17 protein-coding genes and 1 other RNA gene are annotated in these 19299 nt (G+C 41.0%); 11 read left to right on the forward strand and 7 right to left on the reverse strand.

Annotated elements, in window-relative coordinates:
• Window positions 1-150: 150 nt before the first annotated feature.
• The 3 genes from RMX89_RS27895 (at window position 151) to RMX89_RS27905 (ending at window position 1765) form a co-directional block, all read left to right on the forward strand.
• Entirely contained in the window at window positions 151-453 is a 303-nt protein-coding gene (locus tag RMX89_RS27895; protein WP_322691211.1) for a hypothetical protein, read from the forward strand.
• Window positions 454-547: 94 nt separating this feature from the next.
• A complete protein-coding gene (locus RMX89_RS27900; RefSeq protein ID WP_322691232.1) occupies window positions 548-1237 on the forward strand; it encodes a Uma2 family endonuclease in 690 nt (229 codons plus the stop codon).
• Between the two features lie 141 nt (window positions 1238-1378).
• Window positions 1379-1765 carry a hypothetical protein gene (locus tag RMX89_RS27905; RefSeq protein ID WP_322691212.1) on the forward strand — a complete coding sequence of 129 codons (387 nt, stop codon included), beginning with the start codon at window positions 1379-1381 and terminating at the stop codon, window positions 1763-1765.
• Between the two features lie 149 nt (window positions 1766-1914).
• Here RMX89_RS27905 and RMX89_RS27910 read toward each other — a convergent pair whose 3' ends face one another.
• Complete coding sequence (locus RMX89_RS27910) at window positions 1915-3249, reverse strand: lipid-A-disaccharide synthase (RefSeq protein WP_322691213.1); 1335 nt, start codon at window positions 3247-3249, stop codon at window positions 1915-1917.
• 713 nt (window positions 3250-3962) lie between these two features.
• On the opposite strand from RMX89_RS27910, the gene RMX89_RS27915 reads away from it, so the two are divergent.
• Both RMX89_RS27915 and RMX89_RS27920 read left to right on the forward strand, forming a co-directional pair.
• Complete coding sequence (locus RMX89_RS27915; protein ID WP_322691214.1) at window positions 3963-6344, forward strand: hybrid sensor histidine kinase/response regulator; 2382 nt, start codon at window positions 3963-3965, stop codon at window positions 6342-6344.
• 106 nt (window positions 6345-6450) lie between these two features.
• The gene (locus RMX89_RS27920; protein WP_322691215.1) at window positions 6451-7752 is read left to right on the forward strand and encodes a response regulator; all 1302 of its coding nucleotides are present in this window, start codon (window positions 6451-6453) and stop codon (window positions 7750-7752) included.
• An 18-nt stretch (window positions 7753-7770) separates the two neighbouring features.
• Here RMX89_RS27920 and RMX89_RS27925 read toward each other — a convergent pair whose 3' ends face one another.
• The gene (locus tag RMX89_RS27925) at window positions 7771-8322 is read right to left on the reverse strand and encodes a 2'-5' RNA ligase family protein (RefSeq protein WP_322691216.1); all 552 of its coding nucleotides are present in this window, start codon (window positions 8320-8322) and stop codon (window positions 7771-7773) included.
• Between the two features lie 116 nt (window positions 8323-8438).
• Between RMX89_RS27925 and RMX89_RS27930 the strand changes: the two genes are divergently transcribed.
• The 6 genes from RMX89_RS27930 (at window position 8439) to queF (ending at window position 10792) form a co-directional block, all read left to right on the forward strand.
• On the forward strand, window positions 8439-8774 hold the full coding sequence (locus RMX89_RS27930; RefSeq protein WP_322691217.1) for a KGK domain-containing protein: 336 nt from the start codon (window positions 8439-8441) through the stop codon (window positions 8772-8774).
• Between the two features lie 138 nt (window positions 8775-8912).
• On the forward strand, window positions 8913-9179 hold the full coding sequence (locus tag RMX89_RS27935) for a YciI family protein (RefSeq protein WP_289795594.1): 267 nt from the start codon (window positions 8913-8915) through the stop codon (window positions 9177-9179).
• A 37-nt stretch (window positions 9180-9216) separates the two neighbouring features.
• Window positions 9217-9313: signal recognition particle sRNA small type (ffs, locus tag RMX89_RS27940), an RNA gene on the forward strand.
• A 25-nt stretch (window positions 9314-9338) separates the two neighbouring features.
• The gene (locus tag RMX89_RS27945) at window positions 9339-9725 is read left to right on the forward strand and encodes a phasin family protein (RefSeq protein ID WP_289795595.1); all 387 of its coding nucleotides are present in this window, start codon (window positions 9339-9341) and stop codon (window positions 9723-9725) included.
• Window positions 9726-9889: 164 nt separating this feature from the next.
• Window positions 9890-10291, forward strand: a complete 402-nt coding sequence (locus tag RMX89_RS27950) for a hypothetical protein (protein ID WP_322691218.1) — start codon at window positions 9890-9892, stop codon at window positions 10289-10291.
• A gap of 114 nt (window positions 10292-10405) precedes the next feature.
• The gene (queF, locus tag RMX89_RS27955; protein ID WP_322674279.1) at window positions 10406-10792 is read left to right on the forward strand and encodes a preQ(1) synthase; all 387 of its coding nucleotides are present in this window, start codon (window positions 10406-10408) and stop codon (window positions 10790-10792) included.
• A 420-nt stretch (window positions 10793-11212) separates the two neighbouring features.
• On the opposite strand, the gene RMX89_RS27960 is transcribed toward queF, so the two are convergent.
• The 5 genes from RMX89_RS27960 to RMX89_RS27980 all read right to left on the reverse strand — a co-directional run bounded on the left by RMX89_RS27960 (window position 11213) and on the right by RMX89_RS27980 (window position 19291).
• Complete coding sequence (locus RMX89_RS27960; protein WP_322691219.1) at window positions 11213-14509, reverse strand: filamentous hemagglutinin N-terminal domain-containing protein; 3297 nt, start codon at window positions 14507-14509, stop codon at window positions 11213-11215.
• 292 nt (window positions 14510-14801) lie between these two features.
• Window positions 14802-15398, reverse strand: a complete 597-nt coding sequence (locus RMX89_RS27965) for a hypothetical protein (RefSeq protein WP_322674277.1) — start codon at window positions 15396-15398, stop codon at window positions 14802-14804.
• Window positions 15399-15810: 412 nt separating this feature from the next.
• Window positions 15811-16890 carry a phosphate ABC transporter substrate-binding protein PstS gene (gene pstS, locus RMX89_RS27970; RefSeq protein WP_322674276.1) on the reverse strand — a complete coding sequence of 360 codons (1080 nt, stop codon included), beginning with the start codon at window positions 16888-16890 and terminating at the stop codon, window positions 15811-15813.
• Window positions 16891-17118: 228 nt separating this feature from the next.
• The gene (locus tag RMX89_RS27975) at window positions 17119-18519 is read right to left on the reverse strand and encodes a cytochrome c biogenesis protein (RefSeq protein WP_322691220.1); all 1401 of its coding nucleotides are present in this window, start codon (window positions 18517-18519) and stop codon (window positions 17119-17121) included.
• Between the two features lie 31 nt (window positions 18520-18550).
• The gene (locus RMX89_RS27980) at window positions 18551-19291 is read right to left on the reverse strand and encodes a cytochrome c biogenesis protein CcdA (RefSeq protein WP_322674274.1); all 741 of its coding nucleotides are present in this window, start codon (window positions 19289-19291) and stop codon (window positions 18551-18553) included.
• Window positions 19292-19299: the final 8 nt, after the last annotated feature.

Below are 19299 nucleotides of genomic sequence, written 5' to 3' on the forward strand. Positions count from 1 at the left end.
TTTCCTAAATCCTTTGTGAGCAAGCTTTTCAAGACTTAACGGGAAAAGTCAGATTTCTGAGGAGTTTTAGTATATGCATGGGGTATGCAAAATTACTTCACTTGTGCATCTTTTATCAGATAAGTTCCAAAAATATACAAGGAATACACTATGGCACGTGGAATCCAAGAATTAATAGACGCGATTAATAATGATCGAGAAGCGTTTTTAAAGATTGAACAAAATGAAGATGGGTACTGGGAATGGTATTACTTAAACGGCATGACTGGCGAAAATGAAACAGGTTTTTTACATGACAGCCCAGAAGATGCGATTCATGCTTTGCTCGTATGGCTTGCCTTTAACCTAAGACAGCATGATGACTTAATATTTAACGCTGTTACAAGAAATGAAAAATGGTTAGCCAATTCTAGATTAAATGATGCCTTTCCTCAGCCTAAGCTTGATAAATAAATTGAAGGTACAACGTCATTAGAATGTGTTCTGCACCCTTGGCAAGTTGAATTTACCTATGATCAAAGAAACCGAAGCCACCGCGGTAATAGTCATGCTGTCAGAAAACCTTAAAGTCGTTGGGCTTCCAAGCACTGACGAACTAGCCTGCTCGGACGATATACCTGTGGATAATGAGGATCAAAATTTTCTGCCCAACATTCTACTGTTCCTATTAACCTCGATTTGGGCAACGCGCACCGATTGGTTTTTCGGCGTAGACATGGCAATCTACCACACGACAGGGGCTAATGCGAGAGTCCCCATAGTACCAGATGGGTTTCTGAGTTTGGGAGTCGATCGCAAAAAAGGTGGTAAATCGCGTAGAAGTTACGCTGTCTGGGAAGAAAATGAGGTAGTACCGATACTAACATTGGAGATGGTATCCCATTCCCCAGCAAGTGAATACGACGAAAAGTTAGAAATTTATCGGAAACTTGGCGTACTTTACTACATTATTTACAACCCCGAATATTGGCAACGCGATCGACACCAACCATTTGAAATTTACAAATTGGTAGATAAAAATTATCAATTACAAATTGGCGAACCTCATTGGATGCCAGAGGTTGGTTTAGGAATTGGACGACATCAAGGTGTTATTGGTGGAATTGGTCAGGAATTTCTATCTTGGTATGACGAACAAGGAAATCGGTATTTAACGGCAGAAGAAAAAGCAGAAAAGTTTGCACAGCATTTACGTTCTCTTGGTATTGACCCCGATAATTTACCCAGCAATCCGTAAATTAGGTTTGCTTCTAGCTAAAAAGCGGGAATTTGTTAAGTAGTTGAAATCTTGTTAGCTTTTATGCTTAAAATTGCACAAGAGGTTTATTTAGCATCTACTGACAGCTAAAGTTAACCCTTTGCAGGACTCACCTAAGCAATGCTGACTGAAATTTTACCTTTCCGTTTTGAATTAGACACGATCGCGATCGCTGGAGCGAGTTTGTGGTCATTGGCGCTATATCTAGGTTTTTCCAAAGTCAATGAATGGGTAATCGATCAACTCAATCGCTGGTTTAACTTTGCCGAACGATCGCTTTATACCAGCGAGTCAGAATTTGAAAAGACTCGTAAAGCCAGAGAATCCCAAAACGCTTTCTACGCCTCACTGTTTAGCATTGTGCCTTTTTTGGTAGTTGGCGCTTTATTTAACTGGGGTGTAGAACTCAGTTTAGGGCCTAGTTGGGGAATCAGCTTAGGTATACTTGCGTGTATTAGTTGTGGCATTTTTGAACTGGGACGCCGCAATGGTGAATCTTCAGATTAATTGCGGTTATACCTTTTCAATTTTTCGATTGGTTGACCATTTATCGTGATGTGTTTGTTACTTATAAAGCCAGTTTGGGCTACATTTGGACTTAATTTTTGTTTAAGTCCCACTATTAAAAATTCAACTTCAATTCTGCCGAACTGTTCCTACTTCCCAATCTCCTCACCAACAATCTGTGCTATCTTCTGCGCTGCACCGCTTTCACCGCGAATATTTCGGAGTTTAGCGCGCATATTATCCAATTTTTCTGGATTCGCCAAAAAGTCTAAAACCATTTCTCCAATATCTTGTGGTTGAACTTTACCCATAATTTCTGGGACTATCTCTTCTTGTGCCCAGATATTTGGCCATGCTAATAAACCTTTGCGTCTCACAAATCTCAGAAATGACCAATTAATCACCTTAGCGCATAGCGTACCGACTACTGGCAGATTTGCCAACAATCCAGGTAAACCATCCCAAGAACGCATGGCATCAAGTTGCTGCGTTGGCAGTAAAACAATCATTGGCACTCCTAAAGCACCAAGTTCAGCAGTGTTTGCACCCACCGTAGTCAAGCAGATACAGCACTGGGATAATAGGTGATATGCAGGATTTTCTTGCCACAGTTCCACAGTTAAGCCCGTTGCAGTTTTGAGCAATGCCTTGCCTTGAGCATCCTCTGGGATAATTAAGGAAGCACCGCCAAAGCCAAAGATTTCAGCAATAGAGTTCTTTTGGGGATTGGCAAAACTAGCTAAAGTTGGTAAATCCAAAGTTGGGGCTACAGGAATCACAAATCTGATTTGCGGTCTTTTTGCATGAATGTATTCGGCAATAGCTAAACATAATGGTACTCCTTGGGCTAATTTTGCTGCTTTTGAACCAGGGAGTAACCCAATCAATTCAGTCTCTTGTTCTACCTTCTGGGAAACTGTTGACGCGTCTGTGTCATTAGTCATTTGTCCTTTGTCGTTTGCTAAGGACAAATGACCAATGACTAATGACGAATGACTACTAGCTTCTAGCATCAAATCACCGACAACAGTGAATTTGTGAGCATATTTTGCTAGGACTTTGGCTGCTACTTCGGGTTTCATCACGCCAAAGCGATCGATCCAGTTATGCCATCTGGCTTCCCATTCAGCGTAAACAACTGTGCGGTATCCGAGCTTTTTGCCTATAATCACTGGAAAAATTTGATCGCCGCCCAAAAAAACGATAACACCGCGACTTCTCCAATCCCAATTTTCAAATGTTTTACCCCAAAGCAAAAATTGCCAAAAATGTTCTGCTCCCTGAACTCTATCTACTTCGGGGTAAGAAAGAGCGATCGCTGCTTCTTTACCACTGGCATTTGAGCAAGGCGATAATACCACAGAAATTCTCACTACAGAACGGTCATCCCCTAGTTCTTGCCGCAACGCCTTTACTACTGGACGCACCCAGGTTGTTACTTCACCTGGGCCATTTGAAAGGATCAGAATATCTACTTGAGTCATTAGTCAAAAGGCAAATATTACCTAATTTGTTCTTATGCTATAGGTATATACTGTAGCTTGTTAATGAGATTTGATAACCTCTTTCACATTAATTTTGCATAGAGTTGGCAGTTATTTAATCGCTACCACTGTCACCTAGATTGCGACTACTGGCTTTCACCTACATTTAGTTGAGATTACCCAATCATCCAAAACTTTTAATTTTAAATACCTATTTTACTAGATAAAAATTGACCATTTTATAAAATTTAAATATCAGTAATATTATCTAGTTTATCAAAATAATATAACGATAAATTTGATTATTATATTTTCTATAAAATATATTTTTTGAAATTATACCATTTTTTTTAAGGCTGCGCCAAACCCTTTGAACTTATTTCTTTACTTTCTTTATTTCTTTGTATTATTTACGTCGTTTGCGGTTCGTTTTTCTTTCTTCTTTCTTCTACTTAAAGATGGTTTAGCGCATCTTCATACAGAATTGGTATTACCCGATGGTAAGCCTATACGTACTTCGCAATACAGGTCTTTAAAGAATGGTTAGCAAAGTTTAGGGTATTGACAATCGCAGCGATGGGTAACAATCATAGCTGCGATTATTAATAATTTTTTGGGCAATCTAAATATAGCCCTTTTTTTTGCTTATCAAACCCATTATTTAGAGGGTGAACCCTGCGATCAAAGGCAATTCCAGCCCATCTGACATTAAAATGTATTCTTCACGCAATTTACTGATCCGATTTATTCTTGGCGGCACTACTCTTCTTGTGAGTATTTCTGCTTATTTTAGCTATCAAGCTGCTCGGAAAATAACGCTACAAGACTTGAGAGGAAAAGCTTTTTTAGAGGTACAGAGAGGAGTTGATGAAATTGAGGAGTGGTTACATATTCGCAAAGTCGAGGTACAAACCCTTGCTCATACTTCAACTGTACGCTCCTTAAACTGGTCTATAGCAGAACCTTATTTAAAGTCAGAAGTTGAGCGGATCGATGAATTTTTCTTTTTCCAAATAGTTACCCCGGATGGTTCGTATTTTAATACTAAGATTGGTCGGTCAAATAAGAATATTAAGGATCGAAACTACTTTCAAAAAGCATTAGCGGGAAAAAGCAACATTTCCGATCCCTTTATCAGCCGTTCCACAGGTATTCCTTTAATTGCGATCGCCACTCCAATCTGGTCTGATTCTCCTACCAATCGTTCACCGATTGGGGTTTTCCACGGCAATGTTAAAGTCGATCGCATTGCAAAGGTGGTTAACTCGTTGCGCTACGGCAAGAACAGCTATGCATTCGCCCTCAATTCCCAAGGAGAAGCGATCGTCTATCCCAACTCAACCTTAATGTCAACGTTAGAAAAACCTGCACCCAGCCTGCTGAAAATTCCAGATCGGAATTTAAATGCGATCGCGCAGCAGATGGTAAAAAAACAACAGGGAATTCAATTGATGGAAATTGACGGCACTAAAAAGTATGTTGCTTATGTACCGTTACAAGAAGCTAATTGGTCTGTGGCTTTGGTAATTCCGCGCCAAAACATTGAATCTCGGCTACAATTCCTCGATCTGATCGCCCTAATTGTGGGCGGATTGACAGCGATTATCGTCACTGTCTTGTGGCAGGTACAAGCTTTTGAACAAGCTCAACTGAAAAAATCTAAAGCAGCGGCTGATACCGCAAACCGGGCTAAGAGCGAATTTTTAGCCAACATGAGCCATGAACTGCGAACGCCCTTGAATGGTATTTTGGGTTGCGCTCAAATTTTGCTGCGTTCCAAAGCTTTGCCAGAGTCAGAGCAATATCATGTAAACATTATTGAACAGTGTGGCTCTCATCTACTGACTTTAATTAATGACATTTTGGATCTTTCCAAAATTGAAGCGCGAAAACTAGAACTGAATCCTCAAGATGTGCATTTTCCGTCTTTTTTACAGGGTATTGTCGAAATTTGCCAGATTCGGGCAGAACAAAAAGGCATTTTGTTTGTCTATGAACCCACAAGCAACTTACCCACAGGGGTTCATGTTGATGTCAAAAGGTTACGTCAGGTTCTTTTGAATCTGCTGGGAAATGCCATTAAATTTACCGATGAGGGTAAAGTTAGCTTCGAGGTTGAGGTAATCGATCGACTGACTGCTGATGAACAGACAGAGAAATATCGGATTCACTTTAGTGTAAAAGATACAGGAATTGGCATAACTCCAACTCAATTGGGCAGCATTTTTTTGCCATTTGAACAAGTAGGTGCAAAAAAGTATCAGATAGAAGGGACGGGGCTGGGTTTAGCTATTACTCGGCAGTTGGTGCAGATGATGGGTAGCGATATCCAGGTTAAAAGTGAGATCGGTCAGGGTAGTACTTTCTGGTTTGAAATTGCGATCGCCCAAGCCAACGAATGGGTACAGTCTGCGATGGCTGTATCCAAGGGGCAAATCATTGGCTTTGCAGGTAGACCCCGCACGATCTTAATGGTGGACGATCGCTGGGAGAATCGCACAGTAATTACAAATTTACTGCAACCATTGGGTTTCAAGGTGGTTGAAGCCAGCAACGGTAAAGAAGGTTTAGAAAAAGCGATCGCCCTGAAACCAGACCTGGTAATTACAGATTTGCTAATGCCAGAAATGGATGGGTTTGAATTGATTAAACACCTGCGTCATACCCCAGATATCCACGATGTCAAGATTATCGTCTCTTCTGCTAGTGTCTTTGAAGCCGACCAACATCGCAGTCTGCAAGCAGGAGGTGACACCTTTTTGAGCAAACCTGTACAGGCAGATGAATTACTGCATCAATTAGAGTGCAATTTAGGTTTGACATGGATTTACCAGCAATCTGAGGAACAAAAAATCAATTCTTCGCCTACAACACTTGATACACCAGATAAATTGACTCCTCCTTCACCCGATGTATTGCAAGAATTGATGAATTTAGCCAGTAAAGGTAACTTCAATGACATTTTAAAATGGGCAGATAAACTAGAGGAAACAGACGCAAAATTCACTCTCTTTGCTAACCAATTGCGGCAGCTAGCGAGGCAGTTTGATGAAGATTTAATCCTTAATTTTTTGAGCGAAAATTCAAAGGATTAATTTTCCTAAATTTATGGTGATTTTATGCCGTGAATTTTGAATTGAGAGTTTTCTCCTTTAACGTTTTGCAAAGAAGCAACGTGAATCAATATAGGATAGAAATATTATGACAGTAACTATAGGCGACCAAAAAAATTTCCTAAATAGCAATCCTAGTAGAGGAATTATTTTAGTCGTGGACGATAACCCTGCCAACTTACAAGTTTTATCGAGCTTTTTGGATCAGTCTAGCTTTGAAGTTTGGGCAGCTCGCAGTGGTGAAAAAGCCATTCAGAGATTAGACAATGATAATTTACCTGATTTAATCCTGCTTGATATCATGATGCCGGGTATCGATGGGTTTGAAACTTGTAAATACCTCAAAAGTGAAAGCAATCCCCGTATTCGGGATATTCCGATCATTTTTATGACTGCTCTTTCAGATACTGCTGACAAGGTTAAAGGATTGCAATTAGGAGCCGTAGATTATATTACTAAACCTTTTCAGTATGAAGAAGTATTGGTGCGAATAGAGCACCAACTGAAACTGAGAAATTTGACGAAAACCTTGATTGACAAAAACGCCGAATTACAACAGATTCAAACCCAACTGATTCAAGCAGAAAAGGTCGCAACTTTGGGTCAAATGACAGCAGGAATTGCCCATGAAGTAAATAATCCCATCAATTTTATTGCTGGAAACTTGCATTTTATTGAAGAGTATTTCCAAGAGGTTGTTAATTTGCTCGAACTATATCAAAAGTATATACCCGATCCCCCGGATGAAATTCAAAATGCTATTAAAACAAAAGATATCAATTATTTGTTAAATGATTTATCCAAAATTATTCAATCTATGCAAATAGGTACAGATCGCGTTACAGAAATTGTGTCATCCTTGAATAAATTCTCTCGACACGGAGAAGCAGGTAAAAAACTAGCTAACCTGCATGAAGGTTTAGAAACTACACTACTCATTCTTGGACATCGACTTAAAGCAAATGGTCATCGTCCAGCAATTAAATTAATCAAAGAATATGGAGAATTACCACTTGTTGAGTGCTATCTAGGCGAACTAAATCAGGTTTTTATGAATTTGATTGCTAATAGTATCGATGCAATTGAAGAAATCCATAAAACTCAATATTTTGATGAAAGTTTTCGACATATTGGGATGATTTGGATTAAAACTGAAGCAATTGGAGAGCGAGTTATTCTTAGAATTGCAGACAATGGCTCAGGAATCAGTGAAGCAAATCGGACAAAGATATTTGAGGCTTTTTATACTACAAAAGTTATCGGTAAAGGAACAGGACTAGGTTTATCTATTGCTTACCAAATTGTAGTTAACAATCACCACGGTAAGCTAAATTGTCATTCAACACCAGGTGAGGGTACCGAGTTTGTGATTGAATTACCTATACGATAAATTAGAATCCTAACAAACTCAATTACTACCAGATAAAAAAGCAAACTCTCGTTTAATATTCCAGCGCTTCCCGTCGTGAAGCAGCAAGGTTAATTTGTCAGCAGTAAACTCAAAATGCAACTGACGATTTTCAAATTCTGGCCAAGCAGCTTTGAAATTCTGCTTTGTTAAATCCCGAAATGCAACCGTTAAATGGGGGGAAAAAGGGCGGGTTTTAGAAACCTTATCAACAATTCCCAAGTTGCTTTCTGTATAAGCGATTAAATCAGCTTGCAAAGTTAAAAGCTCTTGACTTTTGATGACATTAATGTATATAACACGAGGTACAAAAGCATCAAACCCTTTAAGTGTAATTGCTACTGGCTGTTGTCCACTGGCAAACTCTTTCAAGGATGCTTCTAATAGTGGCAAGTTAGCATCTGTCGATTCAAAGGGCGGTTGCAGGGTAATATGAGGCGGAGACTTTAGCGCCCCGCTACTAGCATAGCGTGAGGCAAAGTATTGCTTAATCTCGTTGGCGTAGTCTTGAATATCTTGCGGTGGTAGGAGGGCAACAAAAAAGCGGCTCATATATCTATATCAATTATTTTTATTGCTTAGTAATTGGTGGTTAATGGGAAAACTTAGGAAAGATGGATCGAGTTGGCGCTTGATCCGTCATGTTGTTTACTGAAAGAGAAAATTAAATGAGCGATCAAATTATTCTGTCTGATGAGGATGTTGTTTCTATGGCTCAGGATGCTAACTTGACTGGGGCTTCAACATCAACAGGTGAAGAATTGATGCAACGTCTGAAGTATTTAGTGCATAGGAACAGCAACTTACAAGCGGATAAGGCTTCAGATTGGTTTGAAGATGGTGCGAACTGTAAGCTTTTACTGGCTCAGGGTGGCGGCTGGCAGAAAGGTAAAATCAGAATTCTCTTTGAATTTGTTTCTGAGAACCCGAAACCAACAAAACCATTGATTTCCACTAACTCGGCATCTCCACTGGATGATCTACGATCGCACCTAGAAGTCTAACATTCACAGATGCGTTGCTTCTGCTGTTTTAGTAAAATCTTCAGTAGAACGCTGTAGTTCATGTATATTGCTAATTTGCTACTCAAAAACAGTCATAACTAAAGCAGACTGTTTGTTGTAACTGGAGTTAAGAAACCAATGCCGTGGTTTGTAAAAATTGAAGAAGGGAAAGTCGATAAACCTACCTTTGACCAATATGTACCTGCTCACAAAGCCTACATTCGGGAATTAATTACTAAAGGACACAAAGCGCGAACAGGCTATTGGGTAGAGCAAAGAGGCGGAATGTTGCTGTTTGAAGCAGCCTCAAAGGAGGAAGCAGAAGCGATTGTGGCTGACGACCCTTTGGTGAAACACGGCTGCGTCAACTATCAGCTTTATGAATGGCGAATTGTTATGGAATAACACACACTTACTGAATTTTAATGTTATGCTTATTGAAGACCTGGATCTATGCGATCGCAACACCCAAATCTTGTCAGAACCGGAAGGTAGCAGCAACACGGGAGGCTTGTGGTAGGCGTAGTCTCCGGGTCGCCCTATTTTTAGGAGCGGTCAGCAACCATGCCTGGTTTTGGAGATATTGTTCAAAAAGCTTTTTACCTCGGTGTTGGATTAGCTTCTTACGCGGGTGAGAAAGCAGGGGGAAAATTAGCCGAAGTGCGATCGCAAGTCCAAAAACTGGCAGATGAAATGGTGGCAAAGGGCGAAATGAACACAGAAGAAGCCCGCCGCTTCGTTGAGGACATGATGAAGCAAGCCCAACAAGCCCAACCATCTGTTGAAACCTCACCAGAAACGCCCCCTTCTCAACCTCGCCGCATTGAAATTTTAGAGGAAGATGAAGAGCCAACGGTCAAAGAGGCGTCAAATGATGAGAATGTAGATAAATTGCGCGATGAAGTGCTAAAACTGCAAGATGAGTTAAAACGATTGCAACGCGATCGATAAAAAGCATTCATTCTTTGAGCGCAATAAATATAACTAATAAGTGGCATTTTGACATGACACTTTGGATAAAAACTTGATAAGATACATTGCCTAGTGTGTATTTTAGTGCGTCAAGCCAGATAGCACAAAGCGTCCTGTTTATAGCCTGCAAAGGTGTCAAGTTTATGGAACAGTGGCAAAAAGATTTAGTAGAAATCGTCGAAACAGTAGCTGATGAAGTAGAGCGCTTCTTCCTGGGAATGAGTGAAGTGGTAGACGCATTTTTTGAGCTAACGGAAGAAGTCAGCGAGCAAGTACATAATAATATTGTTACTGAAGTCGATCAGTATCTACAGGATTTGGCTGAACCGATGTTAGAAGCTTACTGGGAACTGGAAGACATGGTAGCAGATGTAGATCCGGGTTTTCCTTATTCAGTTGAACCTACATCTGAAAAAAATCCTGCCTGTATTGGTTGTAGTAATTACCACGGTCAAGTTTATGGTGGTAATTTATTAGTTTGTGCTATGCATCCCCACGGGTGCGAAGATGAGAATTGTCCAGACTGGGAGAAGGAAGAGTATTGAGGGGGAGTTAGGAGTTAGGAGTTTGGAGTTAGGAGTTAACAAGCTACAAAATTACTAAAAGGACGTAAAGATAAGTAGAATAACTAATGACAAATGACAAATGACAAATGACAAATGACAAACCAAGAAATGAAGTATGGCGAACGCGACATTGCCGAAGGTAAACTAATTACCTTTCCCAATCCGCGTGTGGGTAGGCGATATGACATTAACATTACTTTGCCGGAATTTACTTGTAAATGTCCATTTTCCGGCTATCCTGACTTTGCGACAATTTATGTTAGCTATGTGCCTGATGAACGGGTAGTGGAATTAAAGGCACTCAAACTTTATATTAATAGTTACCGCGATCGCTACATTTCCCACGAAGAATCTGCCAATCAAATTTTAGATGATTTTGTAGCTGCTTGCGATCCGTTGGAAGTCATTGTGAAAGCAGATTTTACGCCTCGCGGCAATGTACATACTGTGATTGAAGTGCGTCATCACAAGTACCCATAATGAAACCTTTGGCTTTTAGAGAGGACTTTAGTCCTTTTTACAAGACGCTACGTGATACAAAATCAGGACTGAAATCCTGACTAGAAATATTTTTGAAGGAAGGTTGATTAACCGGACAGGATATATATAAGTAAGTGGGCGGCAAAATTTACAAGTATGTAACGTCAAGTTAACTAAAGCGATTAGAGTTAAATTTTACACGTTTTGTACTGTAATCTCCTTTTTCTCCCTTAGCTTCAATTTAAATATTCGTTCTTATTAGTTTTCTTGTACTATTTTATTTACATTTTGTTGATGTTCTGTGACAGTTGGGGTGCGGAATGTGGGTTCAAAGCATCCTTTACACATTCTTGGCCACTTGTTACTTTTATGACTCTTAGGTTTCATAGGAATTGTTCCCCCTACTCTTGGGATAATGAATCATCGACTACAGGACATAGGAGAGGGAATAGAAGAACTTTGGGGATATTGAGCCACAAGAATAACATCACCTTTACCATCAACAATCCATCCTTGAGCCTCCACAATCTGATTAGTAGATTTAGTAACAGATGTAGATAATTTATCCGTGACTCTCTGTGTTGCTTGTGGGGGCAAATCTACCCAACCAGTAATTACTGCTCGTCCCCGCAGAGGCTCGTTGGGGCTAAGGGGTAATCCACCGCGTCCTGTGGCAATAAAACGACTGGCGGTTTGTCGTCCTCTGGGAGTGCAGCCTTGAGCGATTTGTTGAGATGCATCGACGAGGTTAGAGGGTAGTTGAATTAAGCCGCGACTAGGGTCAGTATCAGGTGTGTTGAGATTTATCTCACCATTTAAGGAAGGCTGGCTTTGGGAGATGGCAGTGATGTCACTTGTTAGTAACTGACTAGGATTTAGCTTGTTCGGGTCGGTTGTATGCAACTGCTGCTCAAGCTCTTGCCGACTGCGCGGCTGTAGCCCAAAGATGCCAGCAGAGTTGATAATAACTTTCCCGCCGCTACCCTCAAAGGCGTTGGCAGTGATATCGCTATTTTCGTTGGGAACTGCAACGATAAAGCCTTGGTAATTTGGGAGGTTATTGATAATGATGTTACCACCATTGCCACCTAATTTGTCTGTACCTGCGTTGGTGGAGATTTGACTGTTGCGACGGAGTAAAAGTAAGTCGCTATTGATGTTGATATTACCGCCGTTACCGGATGCAGATTCGGCGTTGAGTTTACCTTGGTTGTCTAAAATAATTTTAGGTGAGTTGATTTCGATGTCACCTGCGGTTCCTGAACCAGTAGAACTGACAAATAAGCCACTGCTAACGCCGATATTTTCTACCTTATCAGTAAAGTTATTAACTAGGTCATCATAATTAAAATTACTACCACTAATTATTACTTTATCAGTAGCATTAACAGTTATTTTACCTGCATCTCCTTGCCCTGAAGTACTAGCTGTCAGTGCAGCACCATCGATGATTTCTAAGGAGTTGGTGTATAAATTAATATCGCCGCCTTTTCCTGTTGAGTCTTTGCTGGTAGCAGTCGTTAACAGGCTCCGACCCACAACATCGTTGAGGTTGGAGCCTTCAAGTGAAGTTCCACTCAGTTTTATAGAAGTGGCATTAACAGTCAAGGAACCCGCATTCCCTTTCTCTACACTGGTTGTTGAAACTGATGCTTGTGCCCCATCTTGGATAAACAACTGTCCAGTCTTAATTACCAAGTTTCCAGCATTTCCTTGACCTGTAGTCCCTGTAATTATACCACTAGGAAACGGACGATCCTTTACGACGTTAGAGACTAAGCCTCCACTAATTCCAATTAGTTGCTCTAAGACATCGGCGGACACTCCTTGCTTTGAGGTGCCGAGGAGTTCTACAGATTCGGAGGCGTTGATAGTTAAATCTCCGCCTTTTCCCAAGCTAGAAGTACCCGATGATATGATTCCCCCATCACTGACTATTAACTTTTTAGTAGTAATAGCCATACCGCCCGATTTTCCAGATCCCTGTGTTCCACTAGCTAAGACGCTAGGAACATTATTGTCTCTGCCGATGCTTTTTATTTCTACTAACTTTGAAGCATTCACAGTTAATTTTCCTCCTGGCTTCTCTCCACCAGTACCTGCTGTCACCCAAGCCCCATCACGGACAATTAATCTTTCAGTATCAATAGTTAAGTCGCCTCCTTGCCCCAAACCTGTAGTTTCATTACGCAATCCACTGGGAACTCTGTCGCCTATGGTGAACAGTCCTAGTCCTTGGGGAGCATCATTAGCTGAGGTGCCACTAAGTTCTATAGAGTCTTTTGCGTTCACGAATAAATTTCCGGCTCGCCCTGGGGTAGTACTCCCTGCCGATATTACTGCCCCATTAGAGACAATTAACCGCCCAGTTTCAATGGTCAGGTTTCCGGCATTTCCACTTGCAGTAGGTAGAGAAGAAATTATAAAATTTTTTAAATAAGGAGGAGCATTACGAAGATTCTGGGCAAGAAGATTCTTGACATCCAAGGAAGCGGAAAACAAGCCAATTGGAACAGGAAAATTGGAAGAATTATCGGCGGAATTAATCGGAACATTGATGTCAATTGTACCGTTTGATGAGGAACTGCCAGTTAGTTCTATTGAGTTAGAGGCTTTCACAACTAGATTCCCAGCACTACCACTAGAAGTAGTAGCAGTCGCTACTATTCCATCTTGAATAATCAATTTTCCTGTGTCAACAAGTAAATCACCGCCATTCCCCCTATCAAAAACAGCATTGTAAACAAAACTATTTTTTACCGTTAATGCTCCTTTTGCACTAAGCATAATATCTCCTGCTTGAGCGTCATCGATACCTGCAAGTAGGCTGATGCCAGCACGCAGGCTACTTCTGTCTAAAATATCTATATTCTGAGCGTGGATAGCAATACTACCGCCACCGTTAGACGCGACATTAACTTCAGCGCCATTGGTGAGCGACACATCTGCTGGCACTATGTTAGCCGGAAAATTTAAGCTGAAATTATCATCACTGATATTGAGATCAACTGTCCCCTCTTGTGCTAATCCTCCTAACTCCACTCGCCCACCAAAGGCATTCAAGGAGCCACCATCTATTCTCACGTTGCCACCCATTAGCAGCAAACTACGATTATTTTTGACCTTTAGGTTAGCTGAGTTATTTTGAATTGGGGCAGCAATTTGATTGAAAAAAAATGCAGAAGGATTTACATTCAACAGTCCGGTTGGCAGGTTTTTAAGCGGATTTGCACTGAAAATGTCACCATTAGCCAACCCGATGGCATTTGCTGTTGTTCCTACAAACGAACCGTTGAGACTCAGGCTGGCATTTGGCCCAAAGATGATCCCATTGGGATTAATCAAAAACAGGTTAGCATTGCCCAATACTCCCAGAGTTCCTAGAATTTCAGAGCCTTTATCTCCTGTAACTCGACTCAAAATGTTCTTAATGCCGATAGGATTAATGAAATAGACTCCTTCTTTTTCTCCAATATTAAATTCCTTAAAACTATGCAAAAGATTAGCTCCTCTAGTGACTCCACCATCGATCAGGATACTAGATACATCTTTGTTTAACGGAATGATACTAGGTTTAACAATAGAATTTTTAGCTAAGGTATCATCAGCTATGGGTTGGGCAAGAGCACAATTGATAGAGGCTGAGATTGCACCATCAATAATTAACAAACTCCCTAACGCCAACAACCAGTTCCAATCTTTCCAGCTAATAAACATTCAGTAAACTTAACTCCATAAAGCAACAACACCTAGTGAACTACAGATGATTAGCACTAAGGATAAATGAGGAGCTAACACTGCTGAATTACTCATGATATGTTACGAATAATCGTGATGCGATGGTTCGTGTCACTCCATCCTGGAAGTCATTCTGCGATTAGGCACATGCCGCCCAACCTTGTTGTGTTAAGCTGGCTTTGCTTCGGTATTGGAGGAAGCGAAGAGCATTGTAATACTCAAAAACTGTTACAGTTTGACAATCTCGTCGCAAAGGAAGTCGTACATTGCATTACAAAAAAACAGAAAACTGTCCAATAGCATTAAATGGAATGTTGAATTGTGTAATGTCAATAAAATCACCCGGAACCTGTCTTAAAAAAGTAACCCCCTCCACAATACCAACTAAGTCTCCCGATAATGTAGAGATGTTTAAACTTCCGTTTATTACTTGAGTCGTGTAGTTCTGTGCTGCTCCTTCTAGCACAATCTTGTCAATGCCTGGCTCAAAGTTCTGGATTAGAGCATAATCTGTATTACCGCCACCAACGTAAAATTGTTGAGGCGTGGAGGTTAATGAAGACAATGTAGGATGGCCAAGGAGGAATACATCTTGTGCTTGGGTGCCAATTAGGGTATCGATCTGACCGACTCCTGCAACTGTTGCTCCATTTGATAAAACGTCAAAACCAAGTCCAGCAATGAGTTTGTTACCTTCACCAAAGCCAGTTACGGTGTCATTCCCGTTGGTTCCAAAAAAAAAGCCAAAGCGATCGTTCTCAAATTGTCCAAACTGTTCATAGTGTTGTAGTCCTGAGGTAAAAGAGCCAGCATTAACAGCCGCCGCTACATCAGGGTATGCTAGCAAGTAAGCTTGTTCATTGAACATAGCAATAGCCTCCAGATAATAATGGGAATATCAATCAAAAAAGTACTATTTGGTCAGGGTCTGGCAGTTACTTCCATTAAGTTAGAAGCTTATAAATATTGGAAAAACCGCTATCTGAAGTTAATTGAGCAAGTGCACAATTCCTAGCCAAAGCACTCTAAGGAGCAAAATCCAAATCACCGGACATTGCACCCTCCACCAAATAACAGCACTAAACTTCAGTCAACTAGGAATAAAGTTATTAGCTGTTTCCTATTTCATAATAAAACTGCAATGATTATTGGGTTGCTAAAAAATTTCTTATTCTTTACAAAGTTTATAACTAAACGCAATATCTGAACTATCTCCCCTGCTCCCTTGCCTCTTTTTCAACCATTTAGTCTATGTTGCATCCACAGGAGAACTGCTATATTTATTCAGCAATTTTCTTGACGGCAGATTGCACTTGCAGCACAACTTTTTTTGATAAAGGAATATATCCAAGTTCCAAACTGGATTTTTGCCCGTCAATTACAGCCCAATTTACAAAGTTTTTCAGTGCTTGAGCTTTAACTCGGTTTGGATATTGGTGATAAGTTAAAAGCCAGCTGTAAGTGACGATGGGATAAGACTGGGTACCTGTAGGATCGGTGATAAAAGCAATCAAATTATCACCTGGTAATTTTACTGCCTCTAAAGTTTGTGCTACAGATTCTGGTGTCGGCGTAATATAATTACCAGATTTATTTTCTAAAGCAGCCACAGGAAGCTTATTTTGTTTGGCGTAAATGTATTCTACATAACCAATAGCTCCTGGTATCTGTTGAATCAGGGCGGTAACACCTTCGTTACCCTTTCCACCAATTCCTATTCGCCATGCTACAGATTTACCAGCCCCAATTTTGCTTTTCCATTCTGGGCTGATGGCGCTTAGGTGTTGCGTGAATACGCTTGTAGTTCCACTACCATCAGTTCGATTTACAACTTGAATTGGTAAATCGGGCAAACTTACACCTGGATTAGCTGCACCTATTCTAGGATGATTCCAATTCTTAATTTTTCCGAGAAAGATATCTACGTAAACTTGGCGTGGTAGCCTGAGAGTGGGTGGCACATTCACTTGAGGCGACTGCCCTATAGATGGTGTGAGGTTATAAGCTAGCACAATAGAACCGGCAGTTATTGGCAAAGCAATGACTCCCCGTTTTACCTTGGCTGCTTGTTCCCTTGTAATTCCCACATCACTAGCTGCAAAATCTACAGTACCGTCGATGAGCTGTTGCACTCCAGCACTGCTTCCGATAGCTTGATAGTTAATTTCTATATTGGGATTTTGCTGGTTGTAATCTGAAAGCCAACGCTCGTACAAAGGTGCGGGAAAACTTGCCCCAGTACCAACAAGGGAAACACGCTTGATGTTTTTTTGCTCGGCAGCGCAAGAAGCAATACTCAACAAGATAGCGATTAAAGGTAGAAGGCAAACCCGTCCCTGAGATTGAAGTTTGGCAGACATAGAAATTTTTTGTTCCAATGTTTAATAAATACCTCTAGTAATTTCAATGTTTGTAGGCGTGTGGGTGTAATTAGTTGTAAATAATTTTGAAACGCAAAGGGACGCGGAGGTTAACGCAAAGGTACGCAAAGTAATCTTCTGCGTCTGCGTTCCTCTGCGATTTCCTTCTCTGGGAGACGCTGACGCTCCTAACGTCGCGAACGCTAATGCGAATGCGCCTTTTTGTGTTTAAACTTCAATCGCTGCCTCTTTCTCTTCACCTTTTGGCTGTGAACTCAGCCGATCTAAAATCTCTAAAACTTCTTGTTCAAAAGCAACTTGGGCGCGATTAGTTTTGCCACCAATATATAAGCGATCGCCTTTTTGCAATGCCCAAATTTGCGAGTGTGAAAAGTAACTCATCACCACACCCAGCATGAGTAAGCCAAACCCTGTGTAAACAATTGGGATGCCTGGATCGGCTTTAATTTGCAAGCCGGTGCTACCAATTACATCTAGAATTTTCAGCTTCACGCCATTAACTTCGGTGAACATCCCCGCGCGGACTGTATCAACAAGTTTGCCAGTGGCATCATAAATTAATACCATCCCTTGCAAGTCTTTCGCTAACAAAGAGACACCTTCACTCAAATCTGGTTTAGTCGGAACCCAGGTTCCCCAAATGCGTCCGTTACCGTTGGTGTTCAATTGCGCCATCGGCAACTGAAAAATCGGGCTGTTGTTAAATTGGACGCGAACACCTGCAATTCCCCAATCAGTTTGATAGAAAGTTATGCCATGATAGCGCAGAGGCTCGTTGACAAAAATCTTCTTATGGTCAACTTCCTCTCCCTGATTATTCAAAACAGACATATCCGAATAAAATTGATCGATGCCGCCAGATGGTGTGTAGTCAATCCAAAAACGATTGACGCGCACAGACCAATCTTTCGGGACTTGCGCTGCGGCTAAAGGCCCAGCATCGACAATATTTGTCACTTGAAATGTATCGCCACTGGCAACCATTTCCTGAGCCAAAAACCCAGTCATCGCCCCCCAAATTCCCCCTAGCAAAATAGCAACGATCCCAATATGAACAATAATTGGGCCGATGCGTCCGACTATTCCTTTGCGGGCGTAAAGAAGATTTGCTTTTTCTTGATTTGGAAAAATTTTATAGCGGTGTTTTTGTAAGATTTCGCTGAGGGAATTTAGAGAAGCAGTATCTAGTTCTGCACTTAAAGCTAATTTTTGAAATTGTCGTGGTTCTTCGTAATATTTCCAGCGCTGGGCAGCTTTTAAGGCTGGTAACTGACGGGTAAATGAACAAGCAGTTAAGCTAGTACCAAATAAGATGAGTAATGCCAGAAACCACCAAGTTCGATATACGTGGTCTAACCCAATTACTTGAATTACTTTCCAAGTTAAGAAACCAAATAAAGCTGGATGTTCTGGGTAATTGGCTTGGTAAAATGCGGGTGATTGACCTTGCTCAATAACAGTACCGGTAGAGCTAAAGATGGCAATCAATAGCAGTAGTGCGATCGCTAATTTTAAGTTAGTCAGTACGGGCAAAAGCTCTTGGCGTAAGAACTGCCCAGGTACTACCCACCATTTTATTTCTTTGGACGCTGAATCTTCTAAAGTCATTATGTGTAAAATCTAATACAACGTATTGAGATTAAAAACTGCCAAGAGGAATCCGAGAAATTAAGGAAAATACACCGAATCCTACCAATAATGCCCCACTAACTGGGTTAATCCAACCAGACCAGCGACGCAGTTCTAGTAATTTTTTAATTGAAGCTGTAAAAGTACCCGCCAAAATCAACGGTGCTACATAACCGGCTGTATAAGAAAGTAGCAAAACAGCGCCTAAAATTAAGTCTTGTGTACTAGCAATCCAACTTAACAAGCTCGCTAAAACAGGTGTGCTACAAGGAGATGCGACTAAACCGAAAGTCAGCCCCAGCAAATAAGAACGCAATCCTGCTGGCAAATCTGGCGAAATCCAATTGGTTTCATTCAAGGATGGAAATTGTAGAGGCAGTGCTTCTAATAAGTTCAGCCCCATGAGAATGGCGATAATGCTGACGATAATCGGCAAACCAATTCCCACTTGACCGTAGACTTTTCCAACTAAACCTGCTATAATACCTAGCCCTGCTAGTGTAGTTGCTAAACCTAAAGCAAACCAAGTTGATTGGGCAGCAGCTTGCAAGCGGCTTTTGGCTTCATAACCACCAATGTAACCAATGGTAATTGGCAGCATCGAAAGCATACAGGGTGTAAGACTGGTAAGCAAGCCAGCAACAAAGATGATGCCAACGCTTACCCCGCTAAGGTGTGTCAGTTGGTTAGAAACAAGGCTGTTGGCAAATTGTTCTAGTTGGTAAATTTGGGTTTGCAGGTTATCAAACATGGGGAGTC

Source organism: Nostoc sp. DedSLP04, from assembly GCF_034530775.1.
Classification (GTDB): domain Bacteria; phylum Cyanobacteriota; class Cyanobacteriia; order Cyanobacteriales; family Nostocaceae; genus Nostoc.

What these genes read in the sequence shown, in the direction of transcription:
- RMX89_RS27895 (WP_322691211.1), top strand. Translation starts at nt 151, where the DNA reads ATGGCACGTGGAATCCAAGAATTAATAGACGCGATTAATAATGATCGA.
- RMX89_RS27900 (WP_322691232.1), top strand. Translation starts at nt 548, where the DNA reads ATGCTGTCAGAAAACCTTAAAGTCGTTGGGCTTCCAAGCACTGACGAA.
- RMX89_RS27905 (WP_322691212.1), top strand. Translation starts at nt 1,379, where the DNA reads ATGCTGACTGAAATTTTACCTTTCCGTTTTGAATTAGACACGATCGCG.
- RMX89_RS27910 (WP_322691213.1), bottom strand. Translation starts at nt 3,249, where the DNA reads ATGACTCAAGTAGATATTCTGATCCTTTCAAATGGCCCAGGTGAAGTA.
- RMX89_RS27915 (WP_322691214.1), top strand. Translation starts at nt 3,963, where the DNA reads ATGTATTCTTCACGCAATTTACTGATCCGATTTATTCTTGGCGGCACT.
- RMX89_RS27920 (WP_322691215.1), top strand. Translation starts at nt 6,451, where the DNA reads ATGACAGTAACTATAGGCGACCAAAAAAATTTCCTAAATAGCAATCCT.
- RMX89_RS27925 (WP_322691216.1), bottom strand. Translation starts at nt 8,322, where the DNA reads ATGAGCCGCTTTTTTGTTGCCCTCCTACCACCGCAAGATATTCAAGAC.
- RMX89_RS27930 (WP_322691217.1), top strand. Translation starts at nt 8,439, where the DNA reads ATGAGCGATCAAATTATTCTGTCTGATGAGGATGTTGTTTCTATGGCT.
- RMX89_RS27935 (WP_289795594.1), top strand. Translation starts at nt 8,913, where the DNA reads ATGCCGTGGTTTGTAAAAATTGAAGAAGGGAAAGTCGATAAACCTACC.
- RMX89_RS27945 (WP_289795595.1), top strand. Translation starts at nt 9,339, where the DNA reads ATGCCTGGTTTTGGAGATATTGTTCAAAAAGCTTTTTACCTCGGTGTT.
- RMX89_RS27950 (WP_322691218.1), top strand. Translation starts at nt 9,890, where the DNA reads ATGGAACAGTGGCAAAAAGATTTAGTAGAAATCGTCGAAACAGTAGCT.
- queF (WP_322674279.1), top strand. Translation starts at nt 10,406, where the DNA reads ATGACAAACCAAGAAATGAAGTATGGCGAACGCGACATTGCCGAAGGT.
- RMX89_RS27960 (WP_322691219.1), bottom strand. Translation starts at nt 14,509, where the DNA reads ATGTTTATTAGCTGGAAAGATTGGAACTGGTTGTTGGCGTTAGGGAGT.
- RMX89_RS27965 (WP_322674277.1), bottom strand. Translation starts at nt 15,398, where the DNA reads ATGTTCAATGAACAAGCTTACTTGCTAGCATACCCTGATGTAGCGGCG.
- pstS (WP_322674276.1), bottom strand. Translation starts at nt 16,890, where the DNA reads ATGTCTGCCAAACTTCAATCTCAGGGACGGGTTTGCCTTCTACCTTTA.
- RMX89_RS27975 (WP_322691220.1), bottom strand. Translation starts at nt 18,519, where the DNA reads ATGACTTTAGAAGATTCAGCGTCCAAAGAAATAAAATGGTGGGTAGTA.
- RMX89_RS27980 (WP_322674274.1), bottom strand. Translation starts at nt 19,291, where the DNA reads ATGTTTGATAACCTGCAAACCCAAATTTACCAACTAGAACAATTTGCC.